Origin of the sequence: Pseudoflavonifractor capillosus, from assembly GCF_016902575.1 — a bacterium.
Lineage (GTDB): Bacteria > Bacillota > Clostridia > Oscillospirales > Oscillospiraceae > Enterenecus > Enterenecus capillosus_A.
The window spans coordinates 13,421-29,230 of record NZ_JACSNZ010000023.1 but is presented as its reverse complement, the minus strand read 5'-3'; the positions used below and the strand labels follow the sequence as shown (position 1 = coordinate 29,230).

Genomic DNA, 15,810 nt, shown 5'->3' with positions numbered 1-15,810 from the left:
TGGCCGGGGTGGTGGGGGACGGCTCCGACCACGCCCGCACCGCCCGCTGCGCTGGGCAGATTCGAGAAATTTTGGAGGAAACCCCATGAAGATACGCATAGGAAGCCGAGACAGTCGGCTGGCCGTCATACAAAGCGAGATGGTCATGGACGCCATTGGGGCCTATGACCCCACCCTGGAGGTGGAGCTGGTTACCATGAAGACCACCGGAGACCTGATTCTGGACCGTCCCCTGAGCCAGATTGGAGGGAAGGGTCTGTTCGTCAAGGAGCTGGACCGTGCCCTTTTGGAGGGCCGGGTGGACTTCACCGTCCACTCCAGCAAGGACTTGCCCATGGACATCCCTCCGGAATTGCCCCTGGTGGCCTTCTCCCACCGGGCAGACCCCCGGGATGCCCTGGTACTCCCCCAGGGGGTGGACACCTTAGACCCCGCAAAGCCCATCGGCTGTTCTTCCCTGCGCCGCACCCTCCAGCTCCGCAAGCTGTTCCCCAACCACACCGTGGCCCCGGTGCGGGGCAACGTGCAAACCCGGCTTGCCAAGCTGGACCGGGGGGACTTCTCCGCCCTGGTGCTGGCCAGTGCGGGGCTGGAGCGGCTGGGACTGGAGGGCCGCATCTCCCGCCGCTTCTCGGTGGAGGAGATGCTTCCCGCCGCCGGACAGGGCATTTTGGCGGTGCAGAGCCGCCAGGGGGTGGACACCACCTGCCTGTCCGCCTTCCACGACCCAGTGGCGGCGGTGTGCCTTACCGCTGAGCGGGCCTTTGTGGCGGCCCTGGACGGGGGCTGCTCCTCTCCGGTGGCGGCCTACGCCACCGTGGACGGAGATACCGTCACCCTCACGGGCTTTTATGTCAGCCCCCGTGGGGAATCTTACATCCAAAGCAGCTGCTCTGCCTGTTCCGATGCGCAAACCATGGGGGCGGAGTTGGCACACCGTATGAGGAGGGACTGCCTATGATGGGACAGGTCACACTGGTGGGCGCAGGCCCCGGAGACCCCGGCCTGCTCACCTTAAAAGGGAAAAAAGCCATTGAACAGGCGGATGTGGTGGTGTTTGACCGCCTGGTAAGCCCAGAAATTCTGGCCCTCATCCCCCCCACCGCCAAGGCCATCGACGTGGGCAAGCGGGTGAATGTGCACCCGGTGCCCCAGGAGGAGATCAACCAGATCCTTCTCACCGAGGCCCTGGGAGGCGCCAACGTGGTGCGTCTCAAGGGCGGCGATCCCTTCCTCTTCGGACGGGGCGGCGAGGAGCTGGAGCTGCTGGCCCAGCATCAGGTGCCCTTCCAGGTAGTGCCTGGGGTCACCTCCGCCCTGGCGGTGCCCGCCTATGGCGGCATCCCAGTGACACACCGGGACTGCTGCTCCTCTCTGCACATTGTTACCGGACACCAGCGGGCTGGGAAAGCGCTGGACATCGACTTTGATGCCCTGGTGGCCACCCGTGGCACCCTGGTGTTTCTCATGGGTGTGTCCGCCCTGCCCCAGATCTGTGAGGGGCTTCTTCAGGCGGGCATGGACCCCAATACCCCCGCTGCCATCGTAGAGCGGGGCACCACCCCCGCCCAACGCCGCATCAGCGCCACCCTGGCCACCCTGGCCCAGGCCGCCCGGGACCACCAGGTGGAGAGCCCCGCCATCAGCATTGTGGGGGGCGTGTGCGCCCTGGCGGATTCCTTCGACTGGTTCGACGCCCTGCCCCTGAAAGGCCGCACCTTTGTGGTCACCCGCCCCGCTGCCCGCAAGGGCACCCTGGCCCAAGGCCTGCGGGAGCTGGGGGCCAAGGTCTGGGAGTACCCCTGCATCCACACCACCCCCATCAACCCCTGTCCCCCCCTCACCGCCGCCTTGCAGCATCTGGAGGACTACCAGTGGGTGGCCTTCACCAGCCCCGTGGGGGTACAGGTATTTTTCGATGCCCTGAACGCCCAGGGCATGGACAGCCGGGCTCTGGCGGGGGTGAAGCTGGCTGCCATCGGCCCCGGCACCGCCGCCACATTGAAGAAATACGGCCTGACGGCGGACTATGTGCCCAAAGTATACACCGCCCAGGACTTGGGCCAGGGCATCCCCGCCACCGGGACGGTGCTGCTGCCCCGGGCAGAGGAAGGCTCCCCCCTCCTCACTCAGGCCCTCACCGAGCGTGACATTCCCTATGAGGAAGTTGCGGTGTACACCACCCACTACGATAACCCCCGCTCCCCCGAGCTGAGAGAAGCACTGGAACAGGGGGAACTGTCCTACGTCACCTTCACCTCCGCCTCCACCGTCAAGGGATTTGTCTCCTCGGTGGGGGAGGATGCCCCTCTGGGCAACATCACGGGTTTGTGCATTGGGCACCAGACCGCCCAGGAGGCCCAGCGGTACGGCATTCCCGTGCTCATAGCGGAGGAAGCCACCATCCCCGGCCTGCTGCGGCTGGCCCAGTCCTTGTAAGATAGAGAAGGAGGAATCCCTCATGGAATTGACCCATAGACCCCGCCGCCTGCGCACCTGTCCTGAGGTGCGCAGCCTGTGCCGGGAGACCCGGCTGTCCCCGGACAGCCTCATTTACCCCATTTTCGTGGACGAAACCCTGCAAGGCACCCGCCCCATCCCCTCCCTGCCCGGACAGTTCCACTACGGTCTGGACAGCGTACATGAGGCGGTGGAGGAGTGCCTGAGCCACGGGGTGAACAAGTGCATCCTCTTTGGCCTGCCCGCCCACAAAGACGAGATCGGCTCCTCGGCCTGGGACGACAACGGGGTGGTACAGCAGGCTATCCGCACCATTAAGAAAAGCTACCCCAACTTCTACGTCATTGCCGATGTATGTATGTGTGAGTACACCAGCCACGGACACTGTGGCATCCTCTGCGGGGAGCACGTGGACAACGACGCCACCCTTCCCCGGCTGGTGGACATCACCCTGTCCTATGCCCGGGCCGGAGTGGATATGGTGGCCCCGTCGGATATGATGGATGGCCGCATTGGAGCCATGCGAAAGGCTCTGGATGAGGCTGGATTTGTCAATCTGCCCATCATGTCCTACTCCGCCAAGTACGCCTCCGCCTTCTACGGCCCCTTCCGGGCCGCCGCCGGTTCCGCCCCCTCCTTTGGCGACCGCAAAGGCTACCAGATGGACCCCCACAACGCCCGGGAGGCTCTGCGGGAGTGTGCCCTGGACGTGGAAGAGGGCGCAGACATCCTCATGGTCAAGCCTGCCATGAGCTACCTGGATGTGCTGCACCAGTGCAAAGCCGCCTTTGACCTGCCCATGTGCGCCTACTCCGTGTCGGGAGAATACGCCATGATTAAGGCCGCCGCTGCCGCCGGGCTGGTGGATGAGTACAAGATGATGTGTGAAGTGGCGGTGTCCATCTACCGGGCCGGGGCGGATATGCTCATCACCTACTACGCCAAGGAACTCTCAGACGCCATGAAACGGGGGGACATTGGATGAACCTCCACAACTCGGAAGAACTCTTTGCCGCCGCCTGTCAGGTACTCCCCGGCGGGGTGAACAGCCCTGTGCGGGCCTACCGCTCCGTAGGTCTCACCCCCCGGTTCATCCAGCGGGCAGAGGGCAGCTGCATTTATGATGTGGAGGGCCACCGCTACATTGACTACGTCTGCTCCTGGGGCCCCATGATTTTGGGCCACAACCACCCCATCATCCGTGAGGCGGTGGAGAAAGCGGTAGCAGACGGCCTCAGCTTCGGCGCACCCACCCCCCGGGAGGTGGAAATGGCCCAGCTGATGGTGGACATGGTGCCCGGACTGGAGATGGTACGCATGGTGAACTCCGGCACCGAGGCGGTGATGTCCGCCCTGCGTCTGGCCCGTGGCGCCACCGGCCGGGACAAGCTCATCAAGTTTGAGGGCTGCTACCACGGCCACAGCGACTGCATGCTGGTCAATGCCGGGTCCTCCGCCCTGGCGGGAGGCCACCCCTCCTCCTCCGGCGTGCCCGTGGGGGCCGCCCGTGACACCCTCACCGCCCAGTTCAACGACCTGGCCAGTGTCCAGGCCCTGCTGGAGGCCAACCGGGGTGAGGTGGCCGCCGTCATCGTAGAGCCGGTGGCCGCCAACATGGGTGTGGTGGGCCCCGCCCCCGGCTTTTTGCAGGGGCTGCGGGAGCTGTGCGATACCCACGGCACCCTGCTCATCTTCGACGAGGTGATCACCGGGTTCCGTCTGGCCCCCGGCGGTGCCCAGGAGTACTTTGGGGTAAAGGCAGACCTGGTCACCTACGGCAAAATCATCGGCGGCGGCATGCCCGTGGGTGCCTACGGCGGCAGCCGGGCCCTCATGGAGCAGGTGGCCCCCTGCGGCGCCGTCTACCAGGCGGGCACCCTCAGCGGCAACCCCGTGGCCATGGCCGCTGGCCTGGCCCAGCTGCGCTATCTCCAGGCCAACCCCCAAGTGTATACCCACATCAACCACATGGGTGCCCAGCTGGCCGGGGACATGGCCAAGCTGGCAGCTCAGTCCCAGGTGCCCGTGGTCATCAATCAGGTGGGCTCCCTCATTTCCCCCTTCTTCACCCCCACAGAGGTGTCCACCTTCGTGGATGCCAAGGGCAGCGATGTGGGGATGTACGCCCGCTACTTCGGAGAAATGCTCCAACGGGGCATTTACCTGGCTCCCGCCCAGTTCGAGGCCATGTTCCTCTCGGACGCTCACAGCGGGGAGGATCTGACCGCCACCCTGGAGGCTTTTGGGGCCACCCTGGAAGCCCTGTCCCACGAATGATTTGGAGGTAACGATATGAAAGAAATTATCCTGCTCAAGCAGGGCGAAATGGTGCTCAAGGGCCTCAACCGCCGGGCCTTTGAGGAGAAGCTCATGGGCAACGCCAAGCGGCGGCTGAAAAAGTACGGCTCCTTTAAGGTATACACCCGCCAGTCCACCACCTACATTGAGCCCCAGGACGAGTTCTGCGACTTTGAAGGGGCCTGGGAGGCCATGGGCAAGCTGTTCGGCGTGGCGGGTCTGTGCCGGGCCCGGGCCTGCGCCAAGGACAAGGACGCCATTCTGGCGTGCGTCAAGGAGTATCTGGGGGACGAGCTGGCCATGGCCCGCTCCTTCAAGGTGGAGACCAAGCGGGCGGACAAGACCTTCCCCATGACCTCCATCCAGCTGTCCCAGTACGTGGGCGGGGAGCTCCACGATGCCTACCCCCACCTGATTGCCGACATGCACAATCCCCAGTTCACCGTCCACGTGGAGGTGCGGGATTTTGACGCCTTTGTCCACGCCAATCCCACCGAGGGTGCGGGCGGTCTGCCCATCGGCGTGGGTGGGCGGGCTCTGTCCCTGCTGTCCGGCGGCATCGACTCCCCCGTGGCCTCCTGGATGATCGCCAAGCGTGGCGTCATTGTGGACATGATCCACTTCTACTCCTACCCCTACACCTCCCCCGAGGCCAAGGAAAAGGTGCTGGATCTGGCCCGGCTGCTGGTGCCCTACACCGGGAAGACCTGCGTGCACGTGGTGCCCTTCACCAAGATCCAGGAGGAGCTGCGCCGCTCCTGCCCTGAGAACCTGTTCACCATTCTCATGCGTCGGTTTATGATGCGCATTGCCTGCCGGGTGGCGGAGAAAAACGGCATCCAGGCCCTGGTGACAGGCGAGTCGGTGGGCCAGGTGGCCAGCCAGACCCTGGAGGCCATGGCCTGCACCAACGCCGTGTGCACCGTGCCCGTGCTGCGCCCGGTGGTGGGCATGGACAAGGAGGAGATCGTGCGCATTTCCCGCAAGATCGGCACCTTTGAAACCTCTATCCTCCCCTATGAGGACTGCTGCACTGTGTTCACCCCCAAGCATCCCCGCACCAAGCCGAAAGTGGAGGAGCTGGTGGAGGCCGAGCAGGCCCTGGATGTGGACGCCCTGGTGGAGGAAGCCGTGGCAGGGATTGAGCGGGTCATGCTGGATTTCTAAAAACCATAAGTCAAGAATATTTAACCCCCAGACTGCATAAAAAGCAGCCTGGGGGTTGTTTCATATTTTTCGCATCTATCAGTCCGTCTACAAATACAGATTTTATATTGTTTATGCTATTACTTTTTCTTTAGCTTATCAATTTCATTAGCGATTAGGAAGGCAGAACCCTTAGACCAAAATGCATCTTCTTCTGCCGCTTCGGCAGCACGTTCAGAGGCATCAGCACTTCTCTCCATAGCAGCAGCATGTCTTGCATAAGTTTCTTCCATTCTTTTGTTATGCCGTTTTAATTCATGCAAGCTTTCTTCTTGATTCCACTCAAATTCCATTAAATTAATAGCTTCTTTCAAGGAATCAGCACGGCAATTTTCCAAATATTCTAATAAATCTTTTGCCCAAGTCAAGTATTTCTTTGGCACAACATTTTGCTTTTCCAGGCTTTCTAATTCTTGCTGTGCAATATTTTGCTTTTTCTCAGCCTCGCGTATTCTTTCTTCCAATCTGGGTATCTTTTTGAGTCTTATCTCGTTCACTGCAAGTTCCTGTCTATTTCCCTTTGGAGTAGTAATCTTATCATGAACTCCCAAAATAATACTTAAAACGAAAGCAGGTATCAGGGAAAATGTAAAAAAGCCCAGAATCCCCTGTATGACAGTAGGATTTTCTGCGTCCCCTTTCATAATATACACTACCGGACGCACCCAAAACTCTATAAATTGAGCGCTTTTCAATTCGACCGTCATGCTGTTATTTTTGTAATCTGTGATTAGCGCTTCAAAGAAAAAATACACACCAACATACAGCACAGATTATCCCCAATATCACCGTACCTATTATTGTCCAAATAAGGATTTCAATTATCGTCCCAAAAACTCCAAATTCTGGAGTTATCTCCGGTTCCTTCTTACATTCTTCGAGTTCTCTTTTACAATCTTCTGTATATGCCGCTCTAGAAAAATATGCTTTCTCAGCTCTGATATAATTACGCAACCACCTTATCGTCTGCTCTTTGGTCATATTCTCACCCCACACACTTCTTTAGGCTCATTATACCATTTATTCCAGACAATTCAAGTATAATAGATTTGATATACCGTCAAATAATCTGATATGAACATATAAACATAAACAAGTATTGAAAATTTTAATTTCAGAATTTTTGAAATAAAAGACAGTGTAGACATACAATCTGTCTGCACTGTCTTTTTCATTCGCACTCTGGTGTCCGCCAATAGCCCCGGGCATCCCGCTCCAGCAGCCCCTCCCCCACCAGGTCTCGGCGGAGAGTGCACACATCGTCATGGTACCGGGCCAGAATGGCATTTACCTCCGGCTCGGGGTAGATGCGCTTTGGCTCGAACTGCTGGGCCAACACCTGGAGCACAATGCGCTCCTTTTTGCTCTGGGCGGGGATGGTTTTGAGCTTTCCGTCCTGGAAAAAGGAGTCCAGGACGTGCTGGCGGTACGCCTCATCCCGCTGGGCCTGGAGGTCCGCCTCCTCTGATTTCTCCTGCACAATATCGAGGATGGTGGTGTCAAAGAGGTCCCGGTTCAAGGCGTACATGGTGTAGTACTGGCTCTTATAGGAGGACACTGCCTCGGCCTGGGCCAGCTTTTTCAGATGGAAGGACACGGTGGCGGCGGTGAGCCCTAACCGCTGGGCCAGCCGCTCTACATACATATCCTCCACCGCCAGGGATTTCAGAATTTGCAGACGGGACTTGTCCGCCAGACACTTAAACAGGCCGATGGCCTCGGTCTCTGTCATGCCTTCGCCCCCCAGATGGCCCGGAAGGTACAGCCCACGTTCTCCGACGCCTCCAGCTTCAACCGCTCCAGATGGGCGGTCACCTCGTCCCCCCGGGCCGCTGCCTTCTCCCGGGCCTCCACCCAGTAGGCGGGAATCTCCTCCAGCTTTTTGAGGAAAAAGCCCTCCACCCCCTGGGAATTGTCGGGGTTTTGCTCCACAGCCACCTTGAGAATTGTGGAAAAAATACCGTACACATTGCCCTGGATGGCCTGGAAGTTGGCCTCGTCCCCCCGGTGGTCCGCCGTGAGCTGGGCACGGGCCTGGGCGCACCGGGCCACCTGTTCCTCCAGGTACTCCTTCATGCGGGATTGCTTCTGGTCCATGTTCGTGTCTCCTCTCTGATTGGGTTAATCTATTTATACACTTATAAAATTAGATTGTCAATACTATTTAGATAAATATCAATATACCTTTATTCCTAGGCTTGCCAGCGCAGTCCTTGGGATGCTGAGTACGAAAAAGGCTCCCCTGTGCAAGGGGAACTGTCAGCCGCAAGGCTGACTGAGGGGTTGACTCTACCCTGGTGCCAACAATCCCTCCGTCCCGGCTTACGCCGGGCCACCTCCCTTTACACAAGGGAGGCTCATCCTAGCCCTCACCGTGACAAAACAAGACGGTGCAGACCAACCACTCGGTCTGCACCGTCTTGTTTCATACAACAGCCTTTTTACCCCTTTGATTTTCTCGGATGGGTTGCCTTTCCCTGCTCCCTGCGTCGATTCGCGGTGTCTTGCACTGCCTGGGGGAGCCATGGGCTATGGCAATCCTCCAAAGGGATTGGAATTTCCTGAATCGAATCTCCCGGAGACGGCCGTTTCAAATGGTCGGGCAAATACGTCAGCCCCACTTCCCGCAGGGACAAAACGCCCTCATGCAGCCATCCCACTGGCTGATTGTCGCAGTACAGGCAGTAGCACCCAAACATCTTCTTGACACGGACATTCAGTCCTTTCAATGAGTCCAGCCATGTCTGAACAACTCCATCCTCTGGATATTCCATTCTTCTTTCCTCCTTTTCCAGTAAGCCCGACCAATTTCGGTTTATCTATCCTGATTATACCTCATTTTTCTCTGTCGGCACAGGTGTATGTTTGCAATGTGTGGAAATTTTCGCCTTTGTACTTCCCTGGTTCAGGCCTGCCAGTCAGGGGACGCGCTCCCCACTGGGGGTGCCTTTCTGCTGCCAGAAAGGCACGAAAGACCACCAAAGGAGGGGTCTTCCCCCTCCTTGTGGAATCCACCCCGCCGGTACGGGGCTGCGTGGTGCGTCCCTCTCTTTTCGGCCCTTGGCCAGGTGGGGTCACATAGATGGTTCAAAAATCCTATGGGTCGTACCTGCTTCTCTGGTGGATGGTACTTCGATTGTCAGGGCCTCACCCTGGTGAGCAGTTGTTCCCAACTGCCGGTGGCCTGGCTGACGGCGGTGGCAACACCGCTTCTCCAGGGTAGGCCCGGACGTGGAAATCACCACGCCATAGGGCCAGCTGCCCCGGGTAGCCTGGTGTGGTGGCAGTACCAGGAGCCACAACAAGTGTGACGGGCCGAAGATAGGCTTGACGCAGTTCCAGTCAGGTACCCCAGGGAGGTCCTTAGGGGGGAACGCCCTAAGCGATTCTTTCCCCGATTTCTCATCGCTGAGAAATCGGGCCCAGCGGAGCGTCCCCGCCAGACCGGCAAGGCAATACCAGAACCCCAGCGAAACACAGGCCCTCTCCGTCAGCCCTGACGGGCTGCCACCTCTCCCAGGGGGAGAGGCAAGGCAAGACCAAGGCCCCCAAGCAAAGATGCAAAAGGAGCGCCGCAGCTGCGGCGCTCCTTTGTTGCGTTTGGATGAGGTTTTAGTGCACGTCCAGCACGTCGGCACCGTGCTCCACCTGGCCCTGAGCCACCAGCTGGCAGGTACCGAAGTCGTCCACGTTGCCCACCACCACGGGGGTGATGGTGCGGTAGCCCGCCTCCTGGATGGCCTTGCGGTCCATGGAGCCGATGAGGTCGCCACGACGTACCTTGTCGCCCTGGCGGATGGTGAGCATGAAGGGTTTGCCCTGGAGCTGCACGGTGTCAATGCCCATGTGCACCAGCACCTCCAGGCCGCCGTCGGTCTGGATGGTGAAGGCGTGCTTGGTGTCAAAGACCATGGTCACTTCGCCGTCCACAGGGGAATACACCTTGTCGTCGTCGGGCTCCACGGCGAAGCCGTCACCCACCATCTTCTCGGAGAACACACCGTCGCCCACCTCAGAGACGGGAATGACCTTGCCCGTGAAGGGGCTGGCCACCACGCCGCCCTTCACGGCGGGAGCGGCCTCAGTCTCGCTCTCCTGGGCAGCAGGCTCCTGATAATTGGCCAGATAGGACTCCACGTTGGAACGGATGACGGACACCCGGGGGCCATACACGATCTGTACGCCCTTGCCAGCCACGATGACACCGGAGGCACCGGTGGCCTTGAGCACCGCCTGGTCCACCTTGCCGCCGTCCTTCACGGTGCAGCGCAGGCGGGTGATGCAGCAGTCCACGTCGGAAATGTTGGCCTTGCCGCCCAGACCACGGACGATCTCAGCGCTCAGGGCATCGTCACCGCCGCCCGCTGCGTTGCCGTCGCCCTTCTTCTGGGCGTCCACGTCCTGACGGGTGTAGAGCTTGATCTCGCCGGCATTCTCCTCACGGCCGGGGGTCATAAAGTTGAACTTGCGGATCATGAAGGAGAACACCAGGAAGTAGACCACGAAGTAGGCGGCACCCACAATGACCACCCAGATCCAGCTGGTCTTGGCGTTGCCCTGCATGATGCCGAACAGAGTCAGGTCGATGAGGCCACCGGAGAAGGTCATACCCACGCCCACGTTGAAGATGTGCATGAGCATGTAGGCAGCACCGGCAAACACACAGTGGACGATGTACATGGCGGGAGCCACAAAGAGGAAGGTAAACTCCAGAGGCTCGGTGATACCGGTAATCATGGAGGTGAGCGCAGCGGAGAGCAGCAGACCGCCCACCACCTTGCGGTTTTCCTTGCGGGCGCAGCGGTACATGGCCAGAGCAGCGCCGGGCAGGCCGAAGATCATCAGGGGGAACTTACCGCTCATAAAGCGGGTGGCAGCCACGGAGAAGTGCTCAATGCCGGGGGTAGCCAGCTCTGCAAAGAAGATGTTCTGAGCGCCCTCGATGAGCTGGCCGCCCACCATGGCGGTGCCGCCCACGGCGGTCTGCCAGAAGGGGATGTAGAACACATGGTGCAGGCCGAAGGGGATGAGGGCACGCTCAATGAAGCCGTACAGCCAGGTTCCGCCGTAGCCGCTGGCCAGCACGAAGCCGCCCAGATGGTTGATGCCGGTCTGAATGGTGGGCCAGATGTAGTACATGGCGATGCCCACCACCAGATAGGTGGCGGCGGAGATGATGGGGACAAACCGGGTGCCGCTGAAGAAGGAGAGCACCTGGGGCAGCTGGATCTTATAGAACCGGTTGTGCAGCGCTGCCACGCCCAGGCCCACCATGATGCCGCCGAACACGCCCATTTGCAGGGAGTTCAGGCCCACCACGGTGGCGGTGGCGCCGGACAGGTCGGGTGCGCCAAAGGCGTTGATCATGGCTCCTATGGTGGCGTGCATGACAAAGAAGGCGATGGCAGCGGACAGAGCAGCCACTTCCTTCTCCTGCTTGGCCATGCCGATGGCCACGCCCATGGCAAAGATCAGGGGCAGGTTGTCAAAGACCACCGAACCGGCGGCGTTGAGCACCTGCAAAATGGCATAGATAAAGGTGCCGGGGCCCATAATGCCCATCAGGCCGTAGGTCTCCAGCATGGTGGTGTTGGTAAAAGAGCCGCCAATGCCCAAAAACAGACCTGCCACGGGCAAGATGGCGATGGGGAGCATAAAGGAGCGTCCCACACGCTGCAATACGCCGAAGATTTTGTCTTTCATCAGAAATTCTCCTCCTTGGTTTGGCCCATAGCCAGGGCCAGACGTTGTAAGTGGACAGTCAAAAAGGTGAGCTCCTCACCGGGCAGGTCCAGGTCGAAGACCCGTTTGAGCCGCTCCCGTACCCGCAGAGCACAGTGGAAAGCCTGGGGATAGTGCTCCCGGATCATACCCTGGAAAGCGGCATCCTCCTGAACTTGAGATCTGGGCCGAGCCAGCCGCTGGCCCAAAAATTTCAGGTGGGTGATGAGCCGCTCGTAGTCCAGACCCTGCTGACAGGGGGCCTCGCCATAGCACTCGGCCACCTCCGCCATGATCTCCCGCACCAGCTCGGTGATGCGCACCATGTCCGACATCCGCCCATCCAGCTGGGCGTTGACGATGTGCAGGGCGATGAAGCCCGCCTCGTCCTCGGGCAGACGCACACCCAAAGCACTCTCAATGATCTCCAGGGCCATTTGCCCCACCTCATACTCCTGGGTGTAAAAGGTCTTGATCTCCCACAGGAGCTGATTGGGGTAGTACACCCCGTTTTTGTGCCGCTGCATGGCAAAGGAGATGTGGTCGGTGAGGGTGATATACACATTTCCCGATAACCGCCGCTGAAGCTGCCGCTCCGCACTCTCAATGATCTGGGTGCTCACCTCCAGGTACTCCGGAGGCAGCTCCACCATCAGCTGGGTCAGGCGCTGGGATTGGCTGTGGTCTTGCAGGGCGTACACCTTCTCCACCCGGGAGGGAGCCACCACGTCCCCCGGTTCCTTTTTGAAGCCAATGCCCGGCCCACGCAGCACCACCTCGTGACCGCTGCTATCCTTGGCACAGACAAAGTTGTTGCCAATGGCCCGGACGATGCGATAGCCCCCGGGCTGTCCGGGATTTGGCGGGATGTTTTCCATGTCGCTCACCCTCTCTCAGGTAAAAATAAAAAGACCAAACCCACAGTGCCATATGAATTTCATATGCGTTTCCACTGCATCGGTTTGATCTTGCCTGCCTGACCAGTCACAAGTCCTTGTGAAATTGTCCAGGGACAGAATAGCTCACCGCCATGGGGTTTGTCAAGAAAGAATCCTCGAACTCACAGACTTTTGTCACCCCACACAGATTCATAGGGTGGATTTTTGTGAAAAAACACGGGCGCACCCAGGGCGGGTGCGCCCGTGTCTGCTATTTTTTGCCGCACTGGGAGCAGTCTCCCGTGCAGCCGCAGCACTGCCCCTTGAGCTGGCGGCGGATGGTGCGCACCAGGTACCACACCGCCCACACCGCCAGAACTGCCACCAGGGCATAGATCACATATTTCATACCAAACTCCTTAAAAGATCAGCATTCCCACCTGGAATACCACAAAGGACACCAGCCAAGCCGCTGCCAGCTGCCAGAGCACTGAGCGCAGGGTCCACTTCACGCTGCCCATCTCCCGCACCATGGTGGACACCGCCGCCACACAGGGGACGTACAGCAAAATGAACACCAGGAAGGCATAGGCGGCCACAGGGGTGTGGAAGGTTCCAGACAGGGCCGTGGCCACGGTGGCCCCGGCATCCAGGGTGGACACGCCGTAGAGCAGGCACAGAGTGGAAACCACGGCCTCCTTGGCCACAAGGCCGGTGAGGATGGCCACAGCGGCCTGCCAAGTGCCAAAGCCCAGGGGGCCAAACACAGGGGCCAGCATGGAACCGATGGTCCCCAGCATGGAGTGGCCGGGATCCTCCACCATGGCAAGGCCCTGAGCGGTGACCCCAAAGCTCTGGAGGAACCACAGCACCACACTCATGGCCAGAATCAGGGTACCTGCCTTGACCAGGAAGCCCCGCACCCGCTCCCAGACGTGCGTCAGGCAGTTGCGAGCGGTGGGCAGGCGGTAGGGGGGCAGCTCCAGCACAAAGGCAGCCGGTTCACCCCGGAACATGGTGTGCCGCAGGATGATGCCGGACACAATGGCGCACAGCAGGCCCAAAACGTACAGAGAGAAGATGATAAGACCCGCATTTTGGGGAAAGAAGGCCGCTGTCATCAGGCCGTATACCGGCAGGCGGGCGGAACAGGACATGAAGGGCACCAGCATCATGGTCATGCGCCGATCCTTCTCATTTTCCATGGTTCTCGCCCCCATGATGGCGGGGACGGTGCAGCCAAAGCCCATGAGCATGGGGATAAACGCCTTGCCGGACAGGCCGAAACGGCGCAGCACCCGATCCATGATAAAGGCGGCCCGGGCCATGTAGCCGGAATCCTCCAAAAAGGACAAAAAGAGGAACAACAGGGCGATCTGGGGCAAAAACACCAACACACCCCCCACACCGGACAAGATGCCGTCCACCAGCAGGGAGGAGACCCAGGGAGCGGTGTCCGCCTGCTCCAAAAATCCGGTGACCACCCCGGCCAGCCAGTCGTTGAAGAAGAAGGCCACCCCGTCGGCCAGCACCTGGCCGGGGCCGAAGATGATGCCGAACAGAGCCAGCATCATCACCAAAAACACGGGAACAGCCAGGAATCGGTGGGTGACAATGGCGTCGATTTTGTCCGAGACGGTCATGGTGCCCACGGGCTGGCCCCGCTGCACCCCCACCTTCACCACCCGCTGAATAAAGCGGTACCGGGCATCGGCAATCAGGGTCTCCCGATCCCCCAGGGGATAGGCCTCCTCGTACCGCTGGGCGATGCGATCCACCTTCCAACGGGTGGCCTCGTCCAGCCCCAGGGCCTTCTCCACCAGCTCGTCCCCCTCAATGAGCTTGATGGAGGCCCAGTGAGCGGGAATGCCCACCTGGTAGGCCCGGTCGTGAATAAGGGCATCTACCTGGTGGTGGATGTAGTGGGTGAAATCATCGTACAGGTCATCCGGCTCTACGGTAAAGCCGGTGTGCATTTGGTGGTGGGCCTCCTGGAGCAGCTTCTGGATGTTCTCCCCGGTGCGGGCGGTGATGGGGATGACGGGCACACCCAAGGCCCGGGAGATCCGCACCAGATCCAGCTTATCCCCCCGCTTTTCCACCTCGTCCATAAAGTTCAGGGCAATGACCATGGGCCGCTCCAGCTCCAGCAGCTGGGCGGTGAGGTACAGGTTGCGCTCCAAGTTGGTGGCGTCCACAATGTTGATGATGGCATCGGGGTGTTCCCCCACCACAAAGTCCCGGGCCACGATCTCCTCCATGGAGTAGGGGGACAGGGAATACACGCCGGGCAAGTCCACAATGGTCACATCCCGGCCGTCCACATGGGCCACGCCCTCCTTCTTCTCCACCGTCACCCCGGGCCAGTTGCCCACATACTGGTTGGAGCCGGTGAGGGCGTTGAAGAGGGTGGTTTTGCCGCAGTTGGGATTACCCACCAGGGCGATCTTCATCTCCCGCACGTCGTGGTTGTCCCGCTTATCGCCCCCATGCTCCTGGCGGTGGTGGTCATGGGCCTGGGTCATGCGCCGCACCGTCTCCTGGTCAGGGGTAATGTGCTCGGGGCGGCTGCCGTGGGGCTCCTCTCCAGGGGCACACAGGAGGATGTTGGCAGCATCCTCCTTGCGCAGAGATAGCTCATATCCCCGCAAATTGACCTCAATGGGGTCACCAAAGGGGGCAATTTTCCGTACCGTCACCTGGGTGCCGGGGGTCAGCCCCATATCCACCAGCCGGCGCTTTACAGGGCCCCGGGGATTGGCCAGAGCACGGATGACACCGGATTGCCCCGGCTCCAGCTGTTGCAAAGAGATGGTCTGTTTGGTCTGTTCACCCATACTCCTTCACCTCGTTTCCGTATGCCAACTGTGGTATTGTACTCCATTCATCCCTAAATTGCAATGTGCGGAGTGTACGAAAAAGGGGACGCTCCCCGCTGGGGGTTCCTTTTGTACGGGCAAAAGGAACCAAAACCCGCCAAAGGAGGGGCCTTCCCCCTCCTTGTGGAATCCACCCCGCTTTCCTGGGCTGTCAGGAGCTGCTTCCCAATCCGGGCCGAAGGGCGGTTCCCATGCCAGGGAGAATATAGGCTCTTCCCCACCCAGTGGCTGCTAGGGTGGTGCTTCTGTTCTCCTGGTTTCGGCCCTACCTGTGGTGCATCCCGGCCCACAGGGGCCGGGCGGCGGCCCCTGCCCCCAGACTTGAAAGCCTGGTGGGTTGCAGGTTTCTTGCTGCGGAACTCCAGGGT

The 15,810-nt window shown here is 60.0% G+C and carries 12 protein-coding genes; 5 read left to right on the top strand and 7 right to left on the bottom strand.

The window, feature by feature from the left end; genetic code table 11:
* The first annotated feature begins 85 nt into the window (after positions 1-85).
* The 5 genes from hemC to thiI are packed head-to-tail and all read left to right on the top strand — an operon-like array spanning position 86 to position 5,925.
* The gene (gene hemC / locus H9X86_RS08130) at positions 86-961 is read left to right on the top strand and encodes a hydroxymethylbilane synthase (RefSeq protein ID WP_204901038.1); all 876 of its coding nucleotides are present in this window, start codon (positions 86-88) and stop codon (positions 959-961) included.
* On the top strand, positions 958-2,439 hold the full coding sequence (gene cobA, locus H9X86_RS08125) for a uroporphyrinogen-III C-methyltransferase (protein ID WP_204901037.1): 1,482 nt from the start codon (positions 958-960) through the stop codon (positions 2,437-2,439). Before hemC ends, cobA begins: the two co-directional genes overlap by 4 nt.
* 22 nt (positions 2,440-2,461) lie before the next feature.
* On the top strand, positions 2,462-3,445 hold the full coding sequence (hemB, locus tag H9X86_RS08120; protein WP_204901036.1) for a porphobilinogen synthase: 984 nt from the start codon (positions 2,462-2,464) through the stop codon (positions 3,443-3,445).
* Positions 3,442-4,737: a glutamate-1-semialdehyde 2,1-aminomutase gene (hemL, locus tag H9X86_RS08115; protein WP_204901035.1), complete on the top strand. Its 1,296-nt coding sequence runs from the start codon at positions 3,442-3,444 to the stop codon at positions 4,735-4,737. Before hemB ends, hemL begins: the two co-directional genes overlap by 4 nt.
* 15 nt (positions 4,738-4,752) lie before the next feature.
* The gene (gene thiI, locus H9X86_RS08110) at positions 4,753-5,925 is read left to right on the top strand and encodes a tRNA uracil 4-sulfurtransferase ThiI (protein ID WP_204901034.1); all 1,173 of its coding nucleotides are present in this window, start codon (positions 4,753-4,755) and stop codon (positions 5,923-5,925) included.
* 119 nt (positions 5,926-6,044) lie between these two features.
* On the opposite strand, the gene H9X86_RS08105 is transcribed toward thiI, so the two are convergent.
* The 7 genes from H9X86_RS08105 to feoB form a co-directional block, all read right to left on the bottom strand.
* On the bottom strand, positions 6,045-6,734 hold the full coding sequence (locus tag H9X86_RS08105; RefSeq protein WP_204901033.1) for a hypothetical protein: 690 nt from the start codon (positions 6,732-6,734) through the stop codon (positions 6,045-6,047).
* Positions 6,735-7,135: 401 nt separating this feature from the next.
* Entirely contained in the window at positions 7,136-7,696 is a 561-nt protein-coding gene (locus H9X86_RS08100; RefSeq protein WP_204901032.1) for a DUF2087 domain-containing protein, read from the bottom strand.
* Positions 7,693-8,061, bottom strand: coding sequence for a hypothetical protein (locus H9X86_RS08095; protein WP_204901031.1), 369 nt, complete (start codon positions 8,059-8,061; stop codon positions 7,693-7,695). The genes H9X86_RS08100 and H9X86_RS08095 overlap by 4 nt, the downstream gene beginning before the upstream one ends.
* A 1,515-nt stretch (positions 8,062-9,576) precedes the next feature.
* The gene (locus H9X86_RS08090) at positions 9,577-11,667 is read right to left on the bottom strand and encodes a PTS sugar transporter subunit IIABC (RefSeq protein WP_204901030.1); all 2,091 of its coding nucleotides are present in this window, start codon (positions 11,665-11,667) and stop codon (positions 9,577-9,579) included.
* Positions 11,667-12,563 (bottom strand): BglG family transcription antiterminator LicT, encoded by an 897-nt coding sequence (licT, locus tag H9X86_RS08085; RefSeq protein ID WP_204901029.1) that lies wholly within the window; start codon positions 12,561-12,563, stop codon positions 11,667-11,669. Before licT ends, H9X86_RS08090 begins: the two co-directional genes overlap by 1 nt.
* 271 nt (positions 12,564-12,834) lie before the next feature.
* A complete protein-coding gene (locus tag H9X86_RS08080) occupies positions 12,835-12,972 on the bottom strand; it encodes a FeoB-associated Cys-rich membrane protein (protein WP_204901028.1) in 138 nt (45 codons plus the stop codon).
* 10 nt (positions 12,973-12,982) lie between these two features.
* Entirely contained in the window at positions 12,983-15,400 is a 2,418-nt protein-coding gene (feoB, locus tag H9X86_RS08075; protein WP_204901027.1) for a ferrous iron transport protein B, read from the bottom strand.
* Positions 15,401-15,810: the final 410 nt, after the last annotated feature.

What these genes read in the sequence shown, in the direction of transcription:
- hemC (WP_204901038.1), top strand. Translation starts at nt 86, where the DNA reads ATGAAGATACGCATAGGAAGCCGAGACAGTCGGCTGGCCGTCATACAA.
- cobA (WP_204901037.1), top strand. Translation starts at nt 958, where the DNA reads ATGATGGGACAGGTCACACTGGTGGGCGCAGGCCCCGGAGACCCCGGC.
- hemB (WP_204901036.1), top strand. Translation starts at nt 2,462, where the DNA reads ATGGAATTGACCCATAGACCCCGCCGCCTGCGCACCTGTCCTGAGGTG.
- hemL (WP_204901035.1), top strand. Translation starts at nt 3,442, where the DNA reads ATGAACCTCCACAACTCGGAAGAACTCTTTGCCGCCGCCTGTCAGGTA.
- thiI (WP_204901034.1), top strand. Translation starts at nt 4,753, where the DNA reads ATGAAAGAAATTATCCTGCTCAAGCAGGGCGAAATGGTGCTCAAGGGC.
- H9X86_RS08100 (WP_204901032.1), bottom strand. Translation starts at nt 7,696, where the DNA reads ATGACAGAGACCGAGGCCATCGGCCTGTTTAAGTGTCTGGCGGACAAG.
- H9X86_RS08095 (WP_204901031.1), bottom strand. Translation starts at nt 8,061, where the DNA reads ATGGACCAGAAGCAATCCCGCATGAAGGAGTACCTGGAGGAACAGGTG.
- H9X86_RS08090 (WP_204901030.1), bottom strand. Translation starts at nt 11,667, where the DNA reads ATGAAAGACAAAATCTTCGGCGTATTGCAGCGTGTGGGACGCTCCTTT.
- licT (WP_204901029.1), bottom strand. Translation starts at nt 12,563, where the DNA reads ATGGAAAACATCCCGCCAAATCCCGGACAGCCCGGGGGCTATCGCATC.
- H9X86_RS08080 (WP_204901028.1), bottom strand. Translation starts at nt 12,972, where the DNA reads ATGAAATATGTGATCTATGCCCTGGTGGCAGTTCTGGCGGTGTGGGCG.
- feoB (WP_204901027.1), bottom strand. Translation starts at nt 15,400, where the DNA reads ATGGGTGAACAGACCAAACAGACCATCTCTTTGCAACAGCTGGAGCCG.